This window comes from Pseudobutyrivibrio sp. LB2011 (genome assembly GCF_000701765.1).
In the GTDB taxonomy this organism is placed as follows: Bacteria; Bacillota; Clostridia; order Lachnospirales; family Lachnospiraceae; genus Pseudobutyrivibrio; species Pseudobutyrivibrio ruminis.
Genome location: NZ_KL370823.1, coordinates 248,617 through 266,947 on the forward strand (window position 1 = coordinate 248,617; position 18,331 = coordinate 266,947).

Here is an 18,331-nt window from a genome sequence, read left to right on the forward strand (position 1 = left end):
TTTATTTAAAACTTATTGCTTTACTCATTTAAAGTGACGATAAATTAAAGCATTAACAGGATATAGTGATGAAGGACATTAAAACAGCAGATATTGTTAACATCGTTAGTGAAATGTGTATTCAAGCAAATCATTATCTATCTGATGATATGAATTCACGATTAAAAAATTCTGTTAACACTGAAAAATCTGAGCTTGGAAAGAAAATTTTAAACCAGCTTCAAGAAAATCTTGATATAGCAGATAAGGAACAGATTCCTATTTGTCAGGATACTGGAATGGCAGTATTTTTTGTGGAGATTGGTCAGGAAGTTCATATCGACGGTGGACTTTTAACAGATGCTATAAACGAAGGCGTTAGAAAAGGTTACACTGAGGGATACCTTAGAAAGTCAGTAGTTTCAGATCCAATTGAAAGAATCAACACAAAAGATAATACACCTGCAGTAATCCATTACGATTATGTAGCTGGGGACAAATTAAAGATTACATTGGCACCAAAAGGATTTGGTTCTGAAAACATGAGTAGAGTTTTCATGCTGAAGCCAGCTGATGGAATCGAGGGAGTTAAAGAAGCTATTCTTACGGCGGTAAAAGATGCTGGGCCAAATGCCTGTCCACCAATGGTTGTTGGTGTTGGCATAGGTGGAACTTTTGAAAAGTCAGCCATCATGGCCAAACAAGCACTTACAAGAAGCTTCGACGATAGACCATCAACCCCATGGGTGAAAGACCTAGAGGATGAAATGCTTGAAAAGATTAATAATCTAGGCATTGGACCAGGCGGTCTTGGTGGTACTACTACTGCTCTAGCAGTAAACATTAATACATATGCAACTCACATTGCAGGACTACCAGTGGCAATCAATATTTGTTGCCACGTAAATAGGCATATTACAAGGGAGATTTAATGGAGCATAAAATTCAAACTCCAATAACTTCAGAAATAGCAACATCACTTCATTCAGGTGATTATGTCTACATAACAGGAGAGATATATGTTGCTAGAGATGCCGCTCACAAGCGGATGAAAGAAGCTCTTGATAAGGGAGAAGAACTTCCAATACCTATTGAAAATTCTACAATCTACTATATGGGACCATCCCCAGCCAGGGAAGGAAGACCAATCGGGTCGGCAGGTCCTACTACAGCAAGCCGTATGGATAAATACGCCCCACAGCTTCTTGACCTTGGAATGAAGGCCATGATTGGCAAAGGCAAAAGAAATCCAGAAGTTGTAGATGCCATAGTTAGAAACAAAGCTGTTTATTTTGCAGCTGTTGGAGGAGCTGGTGCTCTTCTATCAAAATGTATCAAATCTTCAGAAGTGATTTGTTACGACGACCTTGGAGCTGAAGCAATCCGAAAGCTTTATGTAGAGGATTTTCCAGTAATCGTGGTTATTGATTCTGATGGAAACAACCTATACGAAACAGCTATCAAGGAATTTCAAATTTTAAATTAGATTTAAAAACTGTGCGGGGTTTTTAAATAAAGTAGTACAAGAAAAGGAGTATAAAAAATTGGCAAAATATGTTGTTAAAAGAGTTTTGCTGGCATTCGTTACAGTAATCATTATTAGTTTGATTACATTCTTCGCAATGAATGCTATTCCAGGCGGTCCTTTCAATAAAGAAAAGGCTGTCAACGAAGCTGTTATTAGACAGCTTGAGGCTAGATATAATTTGGATAAGCCTCTGTGGGAGCAGTACATAATTTATATGAAAAATATGGCACACGGCGATTTCGGTGTATCTCTTAAAAACGGTCGTGAGATTAAAGATATTTTCGCAGAGAGTTTTCCTATCTCTGCAAAGATTGGTTTAATTGCAGCATTCTTCGCAATCATCTTTGGAATTATCCTTGGATCAATTGCAGCACTTAAGAGAAATAAATGGCAGGATAGATTGATTATCTTCTTCATTACGATAATTACCTCGATGCCATCGTTCGTAGTAGCAACTATTTTGCTTTACGTATTTAGTGTAAAGCTTGGTGTAATACAAGCCTTCTCTGCTGGAGAAAACTTAGTATTCTTACCAGTGCTTGCTCTTTGTTTATCTCCACTTGCATATATTACTCGACTTACAAAGACATCAATGCTTGATGCACTTGGACAGGATTACATCCGTACAGCAAAGGCAAAGGGTGTTTCATCGAGAAAAGTTATCTTCGTTCATGGTCTTAGAAATGCGTTGATTCCAGTTATTACTTATGTAGGACCAATGGTTGCTGGAATTCTTACTGGATCAATGGTAGTAGAAGCAATCTTCAACCTTGGTGGTCTTGGATCAAAGTTCGTAAGTGCTATCACAAACCGTGACTACACACTTATCATGGCAACTACCATCTTCCTTGCAACAGTTATGGTAATTGCAAACCTTATAACAGATATTGTTTATAAGATTGTTGACCCTCGTATTAAGCTTGACTAAGAATCAATTGAAAAGGAGTTATATTCGATGAAGGACAATTTTAAAAAGGCGCCTTTTTCTGCACAGATTGACCTTAGCAAGTTTTCTATGCAGGATTTTGAAAAGGCAACAGACGAAGAAAAAAGACAGCAGGATGTTATGGGCGAATCTACAACATTCTTTAAGGATGGTATGAGACGTCTTAGAAAGAATCCATTAGCAATGCTTGCTATTGGAATTCTTATAGCACTTATCATAGTTATTATTTTTGCACCACTTGTTATTCCTTACGGTTATGCAGATATCATGAAGGGTTCTGCAAACTTACATCCATTTGAATACAGTGCATCAGAGCTTAAGCAGATAGCAAAAGGGGAAAGCGTATTCCCTCACATCTTTGGTACTGATTCTCTTGGAAGAGATTATTTTATCCGTGTAATTTATGGAGCTAGAGTTTCACTTGTAGTTGGTATCTTTGCATCGATCCTTGTTTTAATGATTGGTATGCTTTACGGTTCAATCTCAGGTTATCTTGGTGGACGAGTTGACCTTGTTATGATGAGAATTGTTGATATCATCTATTCTTTACCAGACATGTTGTTGATAATTCTTCTTGCCGTAGTTTTAAACGAAACACTTGGAAGTATTATCAAAGGAACTATTTTTGCAAAACTTGGAACAAATATGATTGCTTTGTTTATCGTATTTGGACTTTTATATTGGGTAGGTATGGCACGTCTTATCAGAGGCCAGATTCTTACTATCAAGCAGAATGAATATGTTCTTGCTGCAAAATGTATCGGAACATCTACATCACGTACAATTTTGAAGCACATTTTACCTAACTGCTTATCAGTAATTATCATTACTACTGCCCTTCAGATTCCATCAGCTATCTTTACAGAGAGCTACCTTTCATTCGTAGGACTTGGTGTTTCTGCTCCAATGCCATCACTTGGTTCACTTGCTAACGAAGCAAGAAGCGGTATGATGACATATCCAGAAAGACTTTTGTTCCCAGCATTTGCAATCTGCTTGATTGTACTTGCATTAAACTTACTTGGCGATGGTCTTCGTGACGCATTCGATCCAAAGTTATCTAGATAAGAGGTGATAGTGATGGAAGATTATAAGTACATATTAGAGTTACAGGATCTACATACTACCTTTACTACAGATAACGGTGATGTAAGTGCTGTAAACGGAGTTAATTTTACACTTGAGCCAGGAAAGACTCTTGGTATTGTAGGTGAGTCTGGTTCTGGTAAATCAGTTACTGCATATTCTATAATGCAGATTCTTGCTGACAACGGAAGCATTTCCGGGGGCAAGGTTTTATACAAAGGCGAAAACATTGTAGATTGGGATGCTAAGCAGATGGCAGGTTTCCGTGGTAGATGCGTTTCTATCATTTTCCAGGATCCAATGACATCTCTTAACCCAGTATTTTCAATCGGTTATCAGTTAAAAGAAGCAATTCTTTTACATACAGACAAAACAAAGGAACAGGCAAACGAAAGAGCTAAGGAATTACTTAGCCTTGTAGGAATCAATGAGCCAGAAAAGCGTCTCAAGCAGTATCCACATGAGCTTTCAGGTGGTATGAGACAGCGTGTTATGATTGCCATGGCACTTGCTTGTGAACCAGATATCCTTATTGCCGATGAGCCTACTACTGCCCTTGATGTTACAATCCAGGCACAGATTCTTGAGCTTATGCAGGATCTTCAGAAAAAGCTTGGTATGGCAATCATCATGGTAACTCATGACCTTGGTGTAATCGCATCTATGTGTGATGAAATCATCGTTATGTATGGTGGTCGTGTTTGTGAAAGAGGTACAGCAGATGATATCTTCTACTCTCCTTCACATGAATATACAAAGGGCTTACTCCGCTCTATTCCAACAAAATCAAACAGCAAAGAGAGATTAGTACCAATCGGTGGTACACCAATCAATCTTTTAAACATGCCAGAAGGATGTGCATTCTGTCCTCGTTGCGATGAAGCAATGAAGATTTGCTTAAAGGAAAAGCCAGAAGAAATCAGAGTTGGCGAGACACACATGGCATCATGTTGGATGAATATTAAGAATATGAAGCAGGAGGAAGTAGTAAATGAGTAGCGAGAATATTTTAGAAGTAAGCCACTTAAAGCAGTACTTCCCAGTAAAAAATGGATTTAGAACAGTTCCTCTTAAGGCTGTTGATGATATTTCTTTTACAATCAAGCCAGGTGAGACACTTGGTCTTGTAGGTGAGTCAGGTTGTGGTAAGACAACAGTTGGACGTACTCTTCTACGTCTTTACCAGCCAACAAGCGGACGTATTGTATTTGATGGCGATGTTCTTTATGATAGCGAGAAAAAAATTGATGTAAAAATGCAGCCATATCGTAAGCAGATGCAGATGGTATTCCAGGATCCATACTCTTCTCTTAACCCACGTATGACTGTAGAAGATATTATCGGTGAGCCTCTTGATGTGCATAAGCTTTACACATCAAAGGGAGAGCGCCATGACAAAATTATGGAGCTTATGGAAACAGTTGGACTTAATGCTGAGCATGCAACACGTTATGCTCACGAGTTCTCAGGCGGACAGCGTCAGAGAATCGGTATTGCAAGAGCCCTTGCTGTAGATCCTAAATTCATCGTTTGTGATGAGCCTGTATCTGCTCTTGATGTTTCAATTCAGGCACAGGTTGTAAATATGTTTGAGGACCTTCAAAAGCAAAGAGGTTTATCATACTTATTTATCGCTCACGATTTATTAGTAGTTCAGCATATCTCTGACAGAATTGCTGTTATGTACTTAGGTCACATGATGGAAATTGCTGATGCAGACGAGCTTATGGACAACCCAATTCATCCATATACTCAGTCACTTCTTTCAGCAGTACCAATTCCAGATCCTGAGACAGCTAGAAAGAGCCAGAGAATTATTCTTGAGGGCGATGTTCCAAGTCCTCTTAAGATGCCTAGCGGATGTCCATTCAGAACAAGATGTCGCTACGCTACAGAGCAGTGTGCATGTGAGATGCCTCCATTTACAGATAGAGGTAATGGTCATATGGTTGCTTGCTGGAACAAATAAGAGAAGGTATTGGTTTTAATTCCTATAGGGATTGAAATATAAAGAGATTAAAATTATAGGAGGGATAGTATGAAGAAGAAATTAGTCTCATTAGTACTTGTTGCTGCTATGGCACTTTCAATGGTTGCATGTGGCAATAAGGCAGCATCTACTGAGAGCTCATCTACAGGTGAAGCACCAGCAGTTGCAACAACAAAGGAAGATAAGACAACACTTAACATTTGGATGTCTAGTGAGCCAGCTCACATTGATCCAGCTCTTAACTCATCAGTAGATGGTGGATGTCTTGCAGTTAACTCATTTGAAGGTTTGATGCGTTACAACGAAGCAGGCGAGCTTGAGCCAGCTTGCGCAGAGAGCTATGAGGTATCAGATGATGGACTTACATACACATTCACAATGCGTGATGGTTTAAAGTGGTCTAACGGTGATGATCTTGATGCAACAGATTTCGTTTACTCTTGGAAGCGTGCAGCTTCTCCAGAGGTTGCAGCTGATTACAGCTACCTTTGTGAAATCTTCCCAAGCTTCACATATGAAGAAGGTCTTGGTGATGATGTAGTTGCTTCTGAAGATGGTAAGACTCTTACAGTAACACTTGGAGCAGTTTGCCCATATTTCCTTGATTTATGTGCATTCCCATTCTTCTTCCCAGTTAACCAGGAAGCTGTAGAAGCTTCTATGTCTGATGGTGATCCAGTTGGTACATGGGCTAACGATGCAGGCGAAAACTTCGTATGTAACGGTGCTTATGTTCTTTCATCATGGAACCATGATTCAGATATGACATATGTAAAGAACGACAATTACTGGGATGCTGATTCAGTAACAGTTACAACACTTAACGTAATGCTTACAGCTGAAACAACAGCTGCTTACACAGCTTACACAACAGGAGATCTTGATTTCATCGATGATATTCCTGTAGAGGAAATGGAAACAGCTAAGACAAGCTCAGAGTATGTAGTACTTGATAATCTTGGTACATACTATGCATCATTCAACTACAACACAGATCTTTATGATGAGCTTGGTCTTGATGAGGAGCAGGCAAAGGTATTCCGTCATGCTATCGCTCTTTTAATTGACCGTCAGTACATCATTGACACAGTAGGTCAGAACAATCAGGAAGTTGCTACATCATTTGTTCCAGCTGGATGCTCAGATGGTAACGGTGGTGAGTTCAAGAACAAGGATTACTACTCAACAGATTACGAAGCAAACGTAGAAGAGGCTAAGTCACTTCTTGAGTCTATCGGTTTATATGATACAGCTTCAGATGCTCTTACACAGGATATTTCTTTAACATACCTTACAAACAACTCAGAAGGTAACGTAAAGATTGGTGAGTGTATCCAGGCTGACCTTGCAACAGTAGGAATCAACCTTTCTATAGATCAGGAAGAGTGGAACGTATTCCAGGAGACACGTAAGGCTGGTAAGTACGACTTCGCTCGTGAAGGTTGGATCATGGATTACAACGATCCTATCAACATGCTTGAAATGTACACAACATCTTCAGGAAACAACAACCCACAGTTCGGTAAGGATTCTAGCAAGGATCTTGATTGGGCTAAGTATGATCAGATGATTTCTGATATCCGTTCAGAGGCAGATCTTGCAGCACGTGCAGAGCTTATGCATGAGGCAGAGGATTACCTTATGGATACATGGTGCATCATCCCTATCTACTACTACAACGATCCATACATGATCAAGGATTATGTAGATGGTGTATATGGTACTGTAGAGGGAATGAAGTACTTCTATCACGCAACAATCAACTAGTCTTTTTACTAGATTTTAAAGTGTGAAAAATTTTTGGGGAAATCGTGAAGATTTCCCCAAAATATTGTTGACAATGGTGCTTTACTCTAGTAGAATAACACTTGCGTCGAAACAAAATAAGTAATTTACCTACAACTTTGGAGAAGTACTCAAGAGGCCGAAGAGGCGCCCCTGCTAAGGGTGTAGGTCGGGCAACCGGCGCGAGGGTTCAAATCCCTCCTTCTCCGTTTTACTTAATAAGGTGCCATAGCCAAGTGGTAAGGCAAAGGTCTGCAACACCTCTATCACCAGTTCAAATCTGGTTGGCACCTCTAATTTAAATCCCTCGACCCTAAGTAATGGGGGCGAGGGATTTTTGTTTATACAAAACTAACTATTCAAAAATGTGAGAAAGGAGAATTTTGCAATGACAATTTATGACGAGTTAGTTGCTCGTGGCCTGATTGCTCAGGTAACAAACGAAGAAGAAATTAAAAAATTAATAAATGAGGGCAAGGCAACTTTCTATATCGGTTTTGATTGTACTGCAGATAGCCTTACAGCCGGTCACTTTATGGCTCTCACACTTATGAAGAGATTACAGATGGCTGGCAACAAGCCAATCGCCCTTATCGGTGGCGGTACTACTATGATTGGTGATCCTTCAGGTCGTACAGATATGAGAAAGATGCTTACACGTGAGGACATCGATCACAACGCTGAGTGCTTCAAGCGTCAGATGGAGCGTTTCATCGATTTCTCTGATGGCAAAGCTCTTATGCTTAACAACGCTGATTGGTTACTTGACCTCAACTATGTTGAGCTTCTTAGAGAAGTAGGTGCATGTTTCTCAGTTAACAACATGCTTCGTGCAGAGTGCTACAAGCAGCGTATGGAAAAGGGACTTTCATTCCTTGAGTTCAACTACATGATTATGCAGTCATACGACTTCTATCACATGTTCCAGCACTATGATTGTAACCTTGAGTTCGGTGGTGACGATCAGTGGTCAAACATGCTTGGTGGTACAGAGCTTATCAGACGTAAGCTTGGTAAGGATGCTCACGCCATGACTATTACTCTTCTCACTGATTCACAGGGTAAGAAAATGGGTAAGACAGCTGGTAACGCAGTATGGCTTGATCCTAATAAGACTTCACCATTCGAGTTCTACCAGTACTGGAGAAATGTTGGTGATGCAGATGTTCTTAAGTGCATCCGTATGCTTACATTCCTTCCAATCGAGGAGATTGAAAAGATGGATAGCTGGGAAGGTGCACAGCTTAATGAAGCAAAGGATATCCTTGCTTATGAGCTTACACAGATGGTTCACGGTACAGAGGAGGCTGACAAGGCTCGCGAGGCTTCTAAGGCACTTTTCGCAGGTGGAGCAAACTCAGAAAACGTACCATGCCACAAGCTTTCAGATGAAGATTTCAAGGATGGTAAGGTAGATATCCTTCAAATCCTTGTTTCTGCTGGTCTTACAGCTAGCCGTGCAGAGGCTCGTCGTGCTGTTCAGCAGGGTGGTGTTTCAGTTAACGGAGATAAGGTTGCTGATCCATTTACATCATATGAAAAGGATGCATTTGCAGAGGAATTCCTTCTCAAGAAGGGCAAGAAATCGTTCTGCAAGATTGAAGCATAAAATCTAAAAATGATATAATAAAAGTGCCAAGAGACCTTGGCACTTTTTTGTATAAAGGAGAATATAAATAATGGGTAACGTTTTTTATTTTCAATGGGAGCTTGATTTACTCCACTGGTTTCAGAGCATACATAATGGATTTTTAGACTGGATAGTTCCAAAGATTACTTCCTTAGGAAATGGCGGATGGTTTTGGATAGTTGTTACTCTCCTACTCTTGATTTTGCCATTCAATAGAAAGATGGGTGTGCAGGCGGCAATATCACTTATCATGACAGTTATTATCTGTAATGTGATTCTAAAGCCAAGTATTATGAGATGTCGACCATGTTGGCTTGAGCCAGACGTACAGATGCTTGTAAGTATTCCAAAGGATTATTCATTCCCATCAGGACATTCAAACGCTAGCTTTGCTGTGGCAACTGCTATATTTACAAGAAATAAAAAGCTTGGAATTCCAGCACTTGTACTAGCAGCTTTAATCGCCATAAGCCGTTTGTATGTGTTTGTACACTGGCCTACAGATGTGCTAGCAGGTTCCTTGATAGGAATCTGTGGTGGAATCACAAGCTTTTTCATTGTGAATTTCATTTATAAAAAATTAAATAGAAATGGTCTAGATGATGCCCGTGTCTAAACCATTTCAACAACTAACAATTCATAAGGAGAGAGCACAATTTCTGTGCTGTTAGATGAAGAATTGTCTAAGGTTTTGCTTGTATTGGAAAGCAAAACCTTTTTTATTTTGGAAGGAAGACTAAGTGTCTGGGCATCCTTCTGATAATTAGCAATAACCATTACACTCTTCTCTCCTACCCTACTGTAGGCAAGAAGGTTTTTCTGCTCTGGTTTGTATGGAGCAAATTCGCCATATACTAAAGTTGATTCATACTCTGGATTCTTTCTAAGTGAAATGAGCTCCTTATAAAAACAAAATACAGAATCCGAATCATTAATCTGCTCAGCAAGATTAATATGTTTGTATTTTGGATTAACCATAAGCCATGGTCTACCATCAGTGAATCCTGCATTCTCAGAGTCATCCCACTGGAAAGGGGTACGGGCATTATCTCTTGTCACATTTATAAGATGTGCAAGAGCCTCAGCATGTGTTTTGCCTTCATGTAATGCTGTTTCGTAGATGTTGGCATTTGCACAGTCATCCAAATCATTAATGTCATTAACTTTATCTAGGTTTTCCATACCTATCTCCTGCCCCTGGTAAATAAATGGAAGTCCAGGAAGAAGGAAATATATACCTGCCAGCATCTTTTTGCTGGTGTCATCTAAATCTTCGTTTGGTATGAACCTTGAAACGCCTCTAGGTTCGTCATGGTTTTCGATGATGTTAGAAAGAAAACCTATGCCATCTACTCTCTCATGGGCCTTAAAGACTGCCTTTTTATAATTCTCTGGCGAAATATCTTCTTTGGTAGATTCAGCAGAAAAATCAAACATGGTAGAAAAGTATCCATGTGACCCGATGAATAAAGGCAATTCATCATCCTTTTCATTAAATACTTCACCTACGGTAAAGGCATCATGCTTTCTGAATGTCTCATCAGCTAATTCATTAAGGAATTCTCCTACCCCAGTTGCTTCTTTTAGCATATTGTCGATTGAAGAAAGTCCGTCATCACCATCTACGGGATAATCTGAAAATGGAAGTTTCTTTTTGATGTTAATAATGGCGTCGATTCTAAATCCAGCAATACCCTTATCTAGCCACCAGTTAATCATCTTGTAAACTTCCTTGCGAAGCTTAGGATTTTCCCAGTTCAAATCTGGCTGTTTCTTGTGGAATACATGAAGATAGATTTTGTCGTCATGTCCTGGCAATTTTTCCCATACACTGCCTCCAAAGTAGCTACGCCAATTGCAAGGCAAAGGATCACCGTCCTTGTAATCTTCAATGTAAAAGAATTTGCCGTATTCTCCGTCAGGGTCTTCGCAGGCCTTTTTAAACCATTCATGTTCATCAGAGCAATGGTTTACCACCAAATCCATTACAATCCCTATACCCCTCTTCTTCCCTTCTTCAATTAGACGGTCCAAATCATCAATAGTGCCAAAGCGTGGGTCGATATCGTAGTAATCTGAAATATCATATCCCTGATCAGCTAAAGGCGAACAATAAATTGGTGAAAGCCAAATTATATCTATACCAAGATCCCGCAAATAATCTAGTTTTTCAATAACTCCGTTTATATCTCCAATACCATCCCCATTGGTATCATAAAAACTCTTTGGGTAGATTTGATAAGCTACCTTGTTGTGCCACCATTTTTTTTCCATGTAAAAGCCACTCCTTAGTTTATTCTATGTAAACGCTAACATAAAAATATTGACAGGTAAATAGGTTATGCGTATAACTAAAAACAAGGAGGAGATGCTATGGTAAGAATCAAAGACATTGCAAAAACATGCGGGGTAAGTACAGCAACTGTATCGTATGTGCTGCATGGAAAGTATGAAAAGGTCTCAAAGGAAGTAAGAGAAAAAATTGAAGCAGAAATTGCAGAAAGCGGATATATTACAAATCAATCTGCTATCAATCTGGTAAGCAGATGCTCAGGCTTAATTGGCGTAGCGGTCATGGACTCCAGCGATAAAAAGGATATTATGGGGGATCCATATTTTAGTATTCTCTTCTCCTATCTTGAAAAGGAATTTAGAAAGAGAGACAAATATATCTTAATAATTTTGGATCAGTCTCCAGAACGAGTTGTTAAGGATGCCTTAAGATGGAATTTAGATGGGCTTATCCTTAGCAACTACACAAAAGAAGCTATGATTGCAATTAGCCAGGAGTTTGTAAAACCAATAGTTACCATAGATGCCGCCTTTGTTTATGAGTACGATAAGCTGGTGCAGGTCTTTATAGACGATTACGATGGTGGCTACAAAATTGGAAGTTATTTGGCATCAATAGGCCATACAAATGTGGCCATGCTTGATGACAATGATGAGGAAGAAACAAGACATAGATGGCGTGGATTCAGACAAAGTTTTATCGATAATGGTATTGAAATCGATGAAAGCTCTCACTTTATTATCGATATGAAAAGGGAAGAACTGCAGGAAGGATTAGATAGAATTTATCCTGCATTGATAAAAAAGTCTGCTGTATTTTGTATTTCAGATTTTTACGCTTTAAGAGTAATAAAATATTTAAACGAGCATGGAAAAACAGTACCTGATGATATTTCAGTAGCAGGTTATGATGATATATTGTTTTCAAAATTATCTACGCCGGAGCTCACCACAATACGTCAAAATGTGCAGCAAAAAGCAGAATCAGCAGTAGATAGCATGATGAAAATGATAAAGAATAAGCCGGTGGAGCACAACATAAAATTGCCTGTAGAATTGGTTGTAAGAGAGTCTTGTAAGCAGTTGTAGATTTTTAATAAATTTTAAAAACTAAATATGTCACATAGTAATAGTTATGTGCATAACCTTTGACCCAAGATTATTCTTGGGTTAATTTTTAGTTACAAGGTTATTCGTATAACTAAAGGAGGACAGAATGGAAAAGGCATGGTGGAAAGAAAGTGTCATATACCAGATTTATCCAAGATCTTTTTGTGATTCAAATGGTGATGGCATTGGTGATTTAAATGGTATACGAAGTAAATTAGATTACTTACAAAAGCTTGGAATTAACGTTATTTGGCTAAGTCCAATATATAAATCTCCTAATGATGATAATGGATATGACATATCAGATTATCAGGACATAATGGATGATTTCGGTAATATGGACGATTTCGACGCCCTATTAAAAGAGGCTCACGAGCATGGAATCAAAATCGTAATGGATTTGGTAGTTAATCACACATCGGATGAGCATAAATGGTTTATCGAAAGCAGATCTTCAAAGGATAATCCTAAGAGAGATTATTACATCTGGCGAGAGCCAAAGGATGGCAAAGAGCCAAACAACTGGGGCTCATGTTTCTCTGGATCGGCATGGGAATACGATGAAAAGACTGGTATGTATTATCTACATTGCTTTTCAAAAAAGCAGCCGGATTTGAACTGGGACAACGAAAAAGTCAGAGATGAAGTTTTCAACATGATGACTTGGTGGTGCGAAAAGGGCATTGATGGATTTAGAATGGATGTTATTTCCATGATTTCAAAAGTACCTGGATTGCCAGATGGAAACAAGGGCGAGGGTGCTTTATATGGGGATTTATCCAATACAACAAACGGCCCAAGAGTTCACGAATATTTACAGGAAATGAGAAAGCGAGTGCTTTCAAAATACGACTTGATCACAGTTGGGGAGTGCGCAGGCGTAACTATAGAGGAAGCAAAGAAATATGCAAGCCTTGATAACTCTGAGCTGAATATGGTTTTCGAGTTTGAGCACACAGGGCTAGATTATGATGAAAGAGGAAAATGGACCACCAAAAGATTCTACTTGCCAGATCTTAAGGCAAACTTAAGTAAATGGCAGAATGAGCTCGAGGGCCAGGCATGGAATTCGTTGTATTGGGATAATCACGATCAGCCTAGAATCGTATCAAGACTTGGAGATGACTCACCATTATCAGCAAAGTGCATCGCCACAGTTCTTCACATGATGAAGGGTACGCCTTATATATATCAAGGCGAAGAGCTTGGAATGACAAACTATCCTTTCAAATCAATTGATGAATGTAGAGACATTGAAATACTAAATGCTCACAAGGAATTGGTTGGCGGAGGCCGAATGTCAGAGGAGGATTTAATGGACGGCATTCGAGCAAAAGGCCGCGATAATGCCAGAACTCCAATGCAGTGGGATGACAGCAGCGAAGCTGGATTTACATCAGGAAAGCCTTGGATAGGGGTAAATCCAAATTACAAGACAATAAATGCTAAGGCTGAACTGGAAGATAAGAACTCAGTTTTTTATTACTATCAAAAACTTATCCAGCTAAGGAGAAACAGCGAGTGGTCAGACATTATCGTATATGGAACATACCAGCTTTTGGATAAGGAAGATGAAAATATATTTGCATACACAAGACAATTGGGGGACAGAAAAATTCTTGTTGTATGTAATGTAAGTGCCAATGAGGTGCAATACAAGCTGGATTTTGAGGTGGAAGAAAAGGCATGCTTAATCCGTAATTACGATAATGTGGATTTGGAAAAAGAGATGAGAGTCCCAGCATGGTTTGCAGGTGTTTGGGAAATCTAAATCCTGGTGTTGACATCATGCGAGAATGTTTAGTATATTGTATACATCTCGTGAGGGAGTAGCTAGCGCTATTAAACGAATGCGTTGTTTGTCAACAGACTCGGGATTTACCCTGGCAAACATTAAATAGTGAGACTCACGTGTAGCCATAGATTTGGTTACACGTGGGTCTTTTTTGTTATATTAGCCCTCACAAAAAAGGAGTTTAATATGAGTGTAGTAGACATATTTTTATTCGGAGTAGGTCTATCAATGGATGCATTTGCTGTTGCAATCTGCAAAGGACTGGCAATGAAGCAGGTAAACAAAAAGCAAATGTTTATGATAGCACTATTCTTCGGTGGTTTTCAGGCATTGATGCCACTGATTGGTTTCATTTTGGGAAGTGCATTTGCTGATATGATTTCAGCCTATGACCATTGGATAGCCTTCATACTTCTGTTGTATATAGGTGGCAAAATGGCTATTGAGGCAATCAAAGAATGGAAGGATGAGGATAAGGTGGAAATCATGGATCCACCACTTGATTACAAGGAGCTTACACTTCTTGCAATTGCCACAAGTATTGATGCATTAGCCTGTGGTGTTACTTTTTCATTCTATAAAGGATTTAACATACTTCGTGCAATCTTAATTATTGGTTTAACAACATTTGCTATTTCAGCAGGTGGTGTTTATGTGGGAAATATTTTTGGTAATAAGTTCAAGGCAAAGGCTCAGTTATTAGGCGGATTTATCCTGATTTTCCTGGGCGTTAAAATCTTGCTTGAGCATTTATTTGGAATATCATTTGGGTTTTAAAGGAGGAGAATAAATGACATTTTTTAGCACAATACCAGGAGCTTTGATTCTCTTGGTAGTAGGATTTGTATTTTTGATTAAGGGGGCAGATTTCTTTGTTGAAGGTGCATCTGCAGTAGCAAAAAAGCTTCATGTTCCAGCACTTGTAATTGGTATGACAATCGTTGCAATGGGAACATCACTTCCAGAACTTTCAGTTTCTGTTACAGCTTCTTTAGCAAACAGTAATCAGCTTGCAATTGGAAACGTAATTGGCTCAAACATCTTTAATTTGATGGTGGTTTTAGGTAGCTGCGCATTGTTTTCAGCCCTTGAAGTAGCTGATGACACTATTAAAAAGGATTTTCCTTTTTCAGTAGCATGTGCAATTGCTCTTATGGTTATGGGATTAATCGGAAGCTCAGTAGGACATTTAGATGGAGCAATTCTTCTTGTAGCTTTTGCTATTTTCCTTGGTTCAATGCTAATGACCGCAAAAAATCACAGAGCACATGAAGCAGAGCTTGCTGAAGAAGATGTAGAAAAAGAAATTGTAGATATTCCAACATGGCTTTGCATTATCTATATCGTTGGTGGTGCAGTGGCAATTAAGTTTGGTGGTGATTGGGTTGTCGCTTCATGTACAACTTTAGCTCTTAAGTTTGGTATGTCAGAAACTCTTGTTGGTCTTACAATTGTTGCCCTTGGAACATCACTTCCTGAGCTTGTAACATCAATTGTTGCAGCTAAGAAAAACGAGCTTGATATGGCAATCGGAAATGTTGTTGGTTCAAATGTATTCAACATTCTTTTGATTTTAGGTACAGCAGGTGCTATTTCACCTATGACATACCTTACAGTAAACGCTATTGATACATTGATTCTTGTAGCTTTTTCAGCTGTTGTGTGGCTCATGTGTTTAAAGAAAAAGAATCTTAATAGAGCTAATGGAATCATCATGTTGCTACTTTATGTGGCATATCTTGCTTATATCATCGTAAGAGATGGCGGTGTAGCATAGATTAAATGTGGTAAAAAGTACAGTGTTATGGTAAAATCATAAAGTTTAAAGGGTTGAATAAGGAGGTAATTTTATGGGTCTTTTAGACAATCTTTCAGATAGCATTAGAAGTACCACCCAAGACCTTGGAAAAAAAGCTCAAAACGCTACAGATATGACCAAATTGCAGTATGACAAAAAGGTCAAAGAAGGCGAACTTATCAAGCTTTATGAAAAGCTTGGCAAGAAATACTATCAAGAGCACAAAGATGAGGACAGCGAAGATATCAAACGAATCACCGCTGTGACTCTTCGAATCAAAGAGATATCAGATGATATCATGGCACTTAAAGGCGGTGTAGCCTGCCATAAGTGTGGCGCATTAGTCAAAAATGGCTCCATGTACTGTAGTGCATGTGGAGAAAAAATAGAGGATATTTTTGAAGAGTAGGAGTTAAGAATGGGTAACAAAGGCAATTATTACATCACCACAGCAATTGCTTACACATCAGGTAAGCCACATATTGGAAACACATACGAAATCGTGCTTGCAGATTCAATCGCTCGTTTCCGTCGCCAGGAAGGATACGATGTTTTCTTCCAGACAGGAACAGATGAGCACGGACAGAAAATCGAGTTAAAGGCCGCTGAAGCAGGCATCACTCCAAAGGAGTTTGTTGATAATGTTTCAGGTCAGGTTAGAAATATTTGGGATTTAATGAACACATCTTATGACAAGTTCATCCGTACAACAGATGAGGATCATGAGAAGCAGGTTAAGAAGATTTTCAAGAAGCTCTACGATAAGGGCGATATTTACAAGAGCTCATACGAAGGACTTTACTGTACACCATGCGAGTCTTTCTGGACAGAGTCACAGCTTGTTGATGGCAAGTGTCCTGACTGCGGTCGTGAGGTTCAGCCAGCAAAGGAAGAAGCATACTTCTTCAAGATGAGCAAATACGCTGACAAGCTTATTGATTATATCAATACACATCCTGAGTTTATTCAGCCAGTTTCTCGTAAGAACGAGATGATGAACAACTTCCTTCTTCCAGGATTACAGGATCTTTGCGTTAGCCGTACATCATTTACATGGGGAATCCCAGTAGATTTTGATCCAAAGCACGTTGTATACGTATGGCTTGATGCTCTTACAAACTATATCACTGGTATTGGTTATGAGTGTGATGGTGAGTCATCTGATCAGTTCAAGGCTTTATGGCCAGCTGACCTTCACCTCATCGGAAAGGATATCATCCGTTTCCATACAATTTATTGGCCTATTTTCCTTATGGCACTTGATCTTCCACTTCCAAAGCAGGTATTTGGACATCCATGGCTTCTTACAAAGTCAGCTGATGGTGGCGATGACAAAATGTCTAAGTCAAAGGGAAATGTTATCTATGCAGATGAATTAGTTGATTTCTTCGGTGTAGATGCAGTTAGATATTTCGTGCTTCATGAGATGCCATTCGAGAATGATGGTGCTATTTCATGGCCACTCATGGTAGAGCGTGTAAATTCAGACCTTGCAAACACACTTGGAAACCTTGTAAACCGTACAATCTCAATGAGCAACAAGTACTTCGGTGGAGTTGTTGAGGATAAGGGTGTTACAGAGGATGTTGATGCAGATCTTAAGGCTGTAGTTACAGGCACAGTTGCAGCAGTTGAGTCAAAGATGGCTGAACTTCGTGTTGCAGATGCTATTACAGAAGTATTCAATCTCTTCAAGAGATGTAACAAATATATCGACGAGACAATGCCTTGGGCACTTGCAAAGGATGAGACAAAGCAGGATAGACTTGCTACTGTTCTCTACAACTTGGTTGAGGGTATCTCAATTGGTGCTACTCTTCTTAAGGCTTTCATGCCTGAGACATCAGAAAAGGTATTAGCTCAGATTGGTGCTAAGGAAATTCCTTACGATGAGCTTTCTACTTTCGGTCACTATGTAAACGGTGACAAGGTAACAGATGCTCCAGAGATTCTCTTCGCACGTCTTGATCTTGATGAGGTTATGGCAAAGGTAGCAGAGCTTCATCCAGCACAGCCAGAGGAAGCAGATGCTGATGATGAGGAAGGCATCGATATCGAAGCAAAGCCTGAAATCACATTTGATGATTTCATGAAGCTTCAGTTCCAGGTTGGTAAGATTGTTTCTTGTGAAGCAGTTAAGGGTTCAAAGAAGCTCCTTTGCTCACAGGTAAAGATTGGTTCACAGACAAAGCAGATTGTTTCTGGTATCAGCAAGCACTACTCTCCAGAGGAGATGGTTGGAAAGAAGGTTATGGTTCTTGTAAACCTTAAGCCAGCAAAGCTTGCAGGTGTTCTTTCAGAAGGAATGTTACTTTGCGCAGAGGATGCTGAAGGCAACCTTTCACTCATGACACCAGAGAAGTCTATGCCATCAGGCGCGGAGATTTGTTAA

The 18,331-nt window shown here is 39.4% G+C and carries 16 protein-coding genes and 2 tRNA genes; 17 read left to right on the plus strand and 1 reads right to left on the minus strand.

The features are described from left to right. The first annotated feature begins 68 nt into the window (after positions 1-68). The 11 genes from T375_RS12810 to T375_RS12860 all read left to right on the plus strand — a co-directional run bounded on the left by T375_RS12810 (position 69) and on the right by T375_RS12860 (position 9,560). Positions 69-911 (plus strand): fumarate hydratase, encoded by an 843-nt coding sequence (locus T375_RS12810; RefSeq protein ID WP_155952527.1) that lies wholly within the window; start codon positions 69-71, stop codon positions 909-911. Continuing rightward, positions 911-1,465, plus strand: coding sequence for a Fe-S-containing hydro-lyase (locus T375_RS12815; protein WP_044939274.1), 555 nt, complete (start codon positions 911-913; stop codon positions 1,463-1,465). The genes T375_RS12810 and T375_RS12815 overlap by 1 nt, the downstream gene beginning before the upstream one ends. Positions 1,466-1,523: 58 nt before the next feature. Beyond that, on the plus strand, positions 1,524-2,435 hold the full coding sequence (locus T375_RS12820) for an ABC transporter permease (RefSeq protein WP_044939277.1): 912 nt from the start codon (positions 1,524-1,526) through the stop codon (positions 2,433-2,435). Between the two features lie 27 nt (positions 2,436-2,462). Beyond that, positions 2,463-3,521, plus strand: a complete 1,059-nt coding sequence (locus T375_RS12825; RefSeq protein ID WP_044939280.1) for an ABC transporter permease — start codon at positions 2,463-2,465, stop codon at positions 3,519-3,521. Positions 3,522-3,533: 12 nt separating this feature from the next. Next, positions 3,534-4,538, plus strand: coding sequence for an ABC transporter ATP-binding protein (locus T375_RS12830; protein ID WP_044939283.1), 1,005 nt, complete (start codon positions 3,534-3,536; stop codon positions 4,536-4,538). Continuing rightward, on the plus strand, positions 4,531-5,508 hold the full coding sequence (locus tag T375_RS12835; protein ID WP_033152540.1) for an ABC transporter ATP-binding protein: 978 nt from the start codon (positions 4,531-4,533) through the stop codon (positions 5,506-5,508). The genes T375_RS12830 and T375_RS12835 overlap by 8 nt, the downstream gene beginning before the upstream one ends. Positions 5,509-5,577: 69 nt before the next feature. Then, entirely contained in the window at positions 5,578-7,296 is a 1,719-nt protein-coding gene (locus tag T375_RS12840; protein ID WP_044939286.1) for a peptide ABC transporter substrate-binding protein, read from the plus strand. 139 nt (positions 7,297-7,435) lie between these two features. Further along, a tRNA-Ser gene (locus tag T375_RS12845) sits at positions 7,436-7,523 on the plus strand. A 13-nt stretch (positions 7,524-7,536) separates the two neighbouring features. After that, positions 7,537-7,607 (plus strand) — tRNA-Cys (locus T375_RS12850). Positions 7,608-7,702: 95 nt separating this feature from the next. Further along, complete coding sequence (gene tyrS / locus T375_RS12855) at positions 7,703-8,923, plus strand: tyrosine--tRNA ligase (RefSeq protein ID WP_044939289.1); 1,221 nt, start codon at positions 7,703-7,705, stop codon at positions 8,921-8,923. Positions 8,924-8,993: 70 nt separating this feature from the next. Next, positions 8,994-9,560 (plus strand): phosphatase PAP2 family protein, encoded by a 567-nt coding sequence (locus T375_RS12860; RefSeq protein ID WP_044939292.1) that lies wholly within the window; start codon positions 8,994-8,996, stop codon positions 9,558-9,560. On the opposite strand, the gene T375_RS12865 is transcribed toward T375_RS12860, so the two are convergent. Further along, positions 9,557-11,218, minus strand: coding sequence for an alpha-glucosidase (locus tag T375_RS12865; RefSeq protein WP_044939295.1), 1,662 nt, complete (start codon positions 11,216-11,218; stop codon positions 9,557-9,559). The genes T375_RS12860 and T375_RS12865 overlap by 4 nt on opposite strands. Positions 11,219-11,317: 99 nt before the next feature. On the opposite strand from T375_RS12865, the gene T375_RS12870 reads away from it, so the two are divergent. From T375_RS12870 to metG, 6 genes are all read left to right on the plus strand, one after another. Continuing rightward, positions 11,318-12,325: a LacI family DNA-binding transcriptional regulator gene (locus tag T375_RS12870; protein ID WP_044939298.1), complete on the plus strand. Its 1,008-nt coding sequence runs from the start codon at positions 11,318-11,320 to the stop codon at positions 12,323-12,325. 127 nt (positions 12,326-12,452) lie between these two features. Continuing rightward, positions 12,453-14,117, plus strand: coding sequence for a glycoside hydrolase family 13 protein (locus T375_RS12875; RefSeq protein WP_044939301.1), 1,665 nt, complete (start codon positions 12,453-12,455; stop codon positions 14,115-14,117). A gap of 210 nt (positions 14,118-14,327) precedes the next feature. Then, positions 14,328-14,918, plus strand: coding sequence for a manganese efflux pump MntP (locus T375_RS12880; protein WP_044939305.1), 591 nt, complete (start codon positions 14,328-14,330; stop codon positions 14,916-14,918). A 13-nt stretch (positions 14,919-14,931) separates the two neighbouring features. Beyond that, a complete protein-coding gene (locus tag T375_RS12885; protein WP_044939308.1) occupies positions 14,932-15,918 on the plus strand; it encodes a calcium/sodium antiporter in 987 nt (328 codons plus the stop codon). 73 nt (positions 15,919-15,991) lie between these two features. Continuing rightward, on the plus strand, positions 15,992-16,348 hold the full coding sequence (locus T375_RS12890) for a zinc ribbon domain-containing protein (RefSeq protein WP_044939310.1): 357 nt from the start codon (positions 15,992-15,994) through the stop codon (positions 16,346-16,348). Positions 16,349-16,357: 9 nt separating this feature from the next. Next, a complete protein-coding gene (gene metG / locus T375_RS12895) occupies positions 16,358-18,331 on the plus strand; it encodes a methionine--tRNA ligase (protein WP_044939313.1) in 1,974 nt (657 codons plus the stop codon).

Coding starts and splice junctions, on each gene's coding strand:
- T375_RS12810 (WP_155952527.1), top strand. CDS start 69: ATGAAGGACATTAAAACAGCAGATATTGTTAACATCGTTAGTGAAATG.
- T375_RS12815 (WP_044939274.1), top strand. CDS start 911: ATGGAGCATAAAATTCAAACTCCAATAACTTCAGAAATAGCAACATCA.
- T375_RS12825 (WP_044939280.1), top strand. CDS start 2,463: ATGAAGGACAATTTTAAAAAGGCGCCTTTTTCTGCACAGATTGACCTT.
- T375_RS12830 (WP_044939283.1), top strand. CDS start 3,534: ATGGAAGATTATAAGTACATATTAGAGTTACAGGATCTACATACTACC.
- T375_RS12835 (WP_033152540.1), top strand. CDS start 4,531: ATGAGTAGCGAGAATATTTTAGAAGTAAGCCACTTAAAGCAGTACTTC.
- T375_RS12840 (WP_044939286.1), top strand. CDS start 5,578: ATGAAGAAGAAATTAGTCTCATTAGTACTTGTTGCTGCTATGGCACTT.
- tyrS (WP_044939289.1), top strand. CDS start 7,703: ATGACAATTTATGACGAGTTAGTTGCTCGTGGCCTGATTGCTCAGGTA.
- T375_RS12860 (WP_044939292.1), top strand. CDS start 8,994: ATGGGTAACGTTTTTTATTTTCAATGGGAGCTTGATTTACTCCACTGG.
- T375_RS12865 (WP_044939295.1), bottom strand. CDS start 11,218: ATGGAAAAAAAATGGTGGCACAACAAGGTAGCTTATCAAATCTACCCA.
- T375_RS12870 (WP_044939298.1), top strand. CDS start 11,318: ATGGTAAGAATCAAAGACATTGCAAAAACATGCGGGGTAAGTACAGCA.
- T375_RS12875 (WP_044939301.1), top strand. CDS start 12,453: ATGGAAAAGGCATGGTGGAAAGAAAGTGTCATATACCAGATTTATCCA.
- T375_RS12880 (WP_044939305.1), top strand. CDS start 14,328: ATGAGTGTAGTAGACATATTTTTATTCGGAGTAGGTCTATCAATGGAT.
- T375_RS12885 (WP_044939308.1), top strand. CDS start 14,932: ATGACATTTTTTAGCACAATACCAGGAGCTTTGATTCTCTTGGTAGTA.
- T375_RS12890 (WP_044939310.1), top strand. CDS start 15,992: ATGGGTCTTTTAGACAATCTTTCAGATAGCATTAGAAGTACCACCCAA.
- metG (WP_044939313.1), top strand. CDS start 16,358: ATGGGTAACAAAGGCAATTATTACATCACCACAGCAATTGCTTACACA.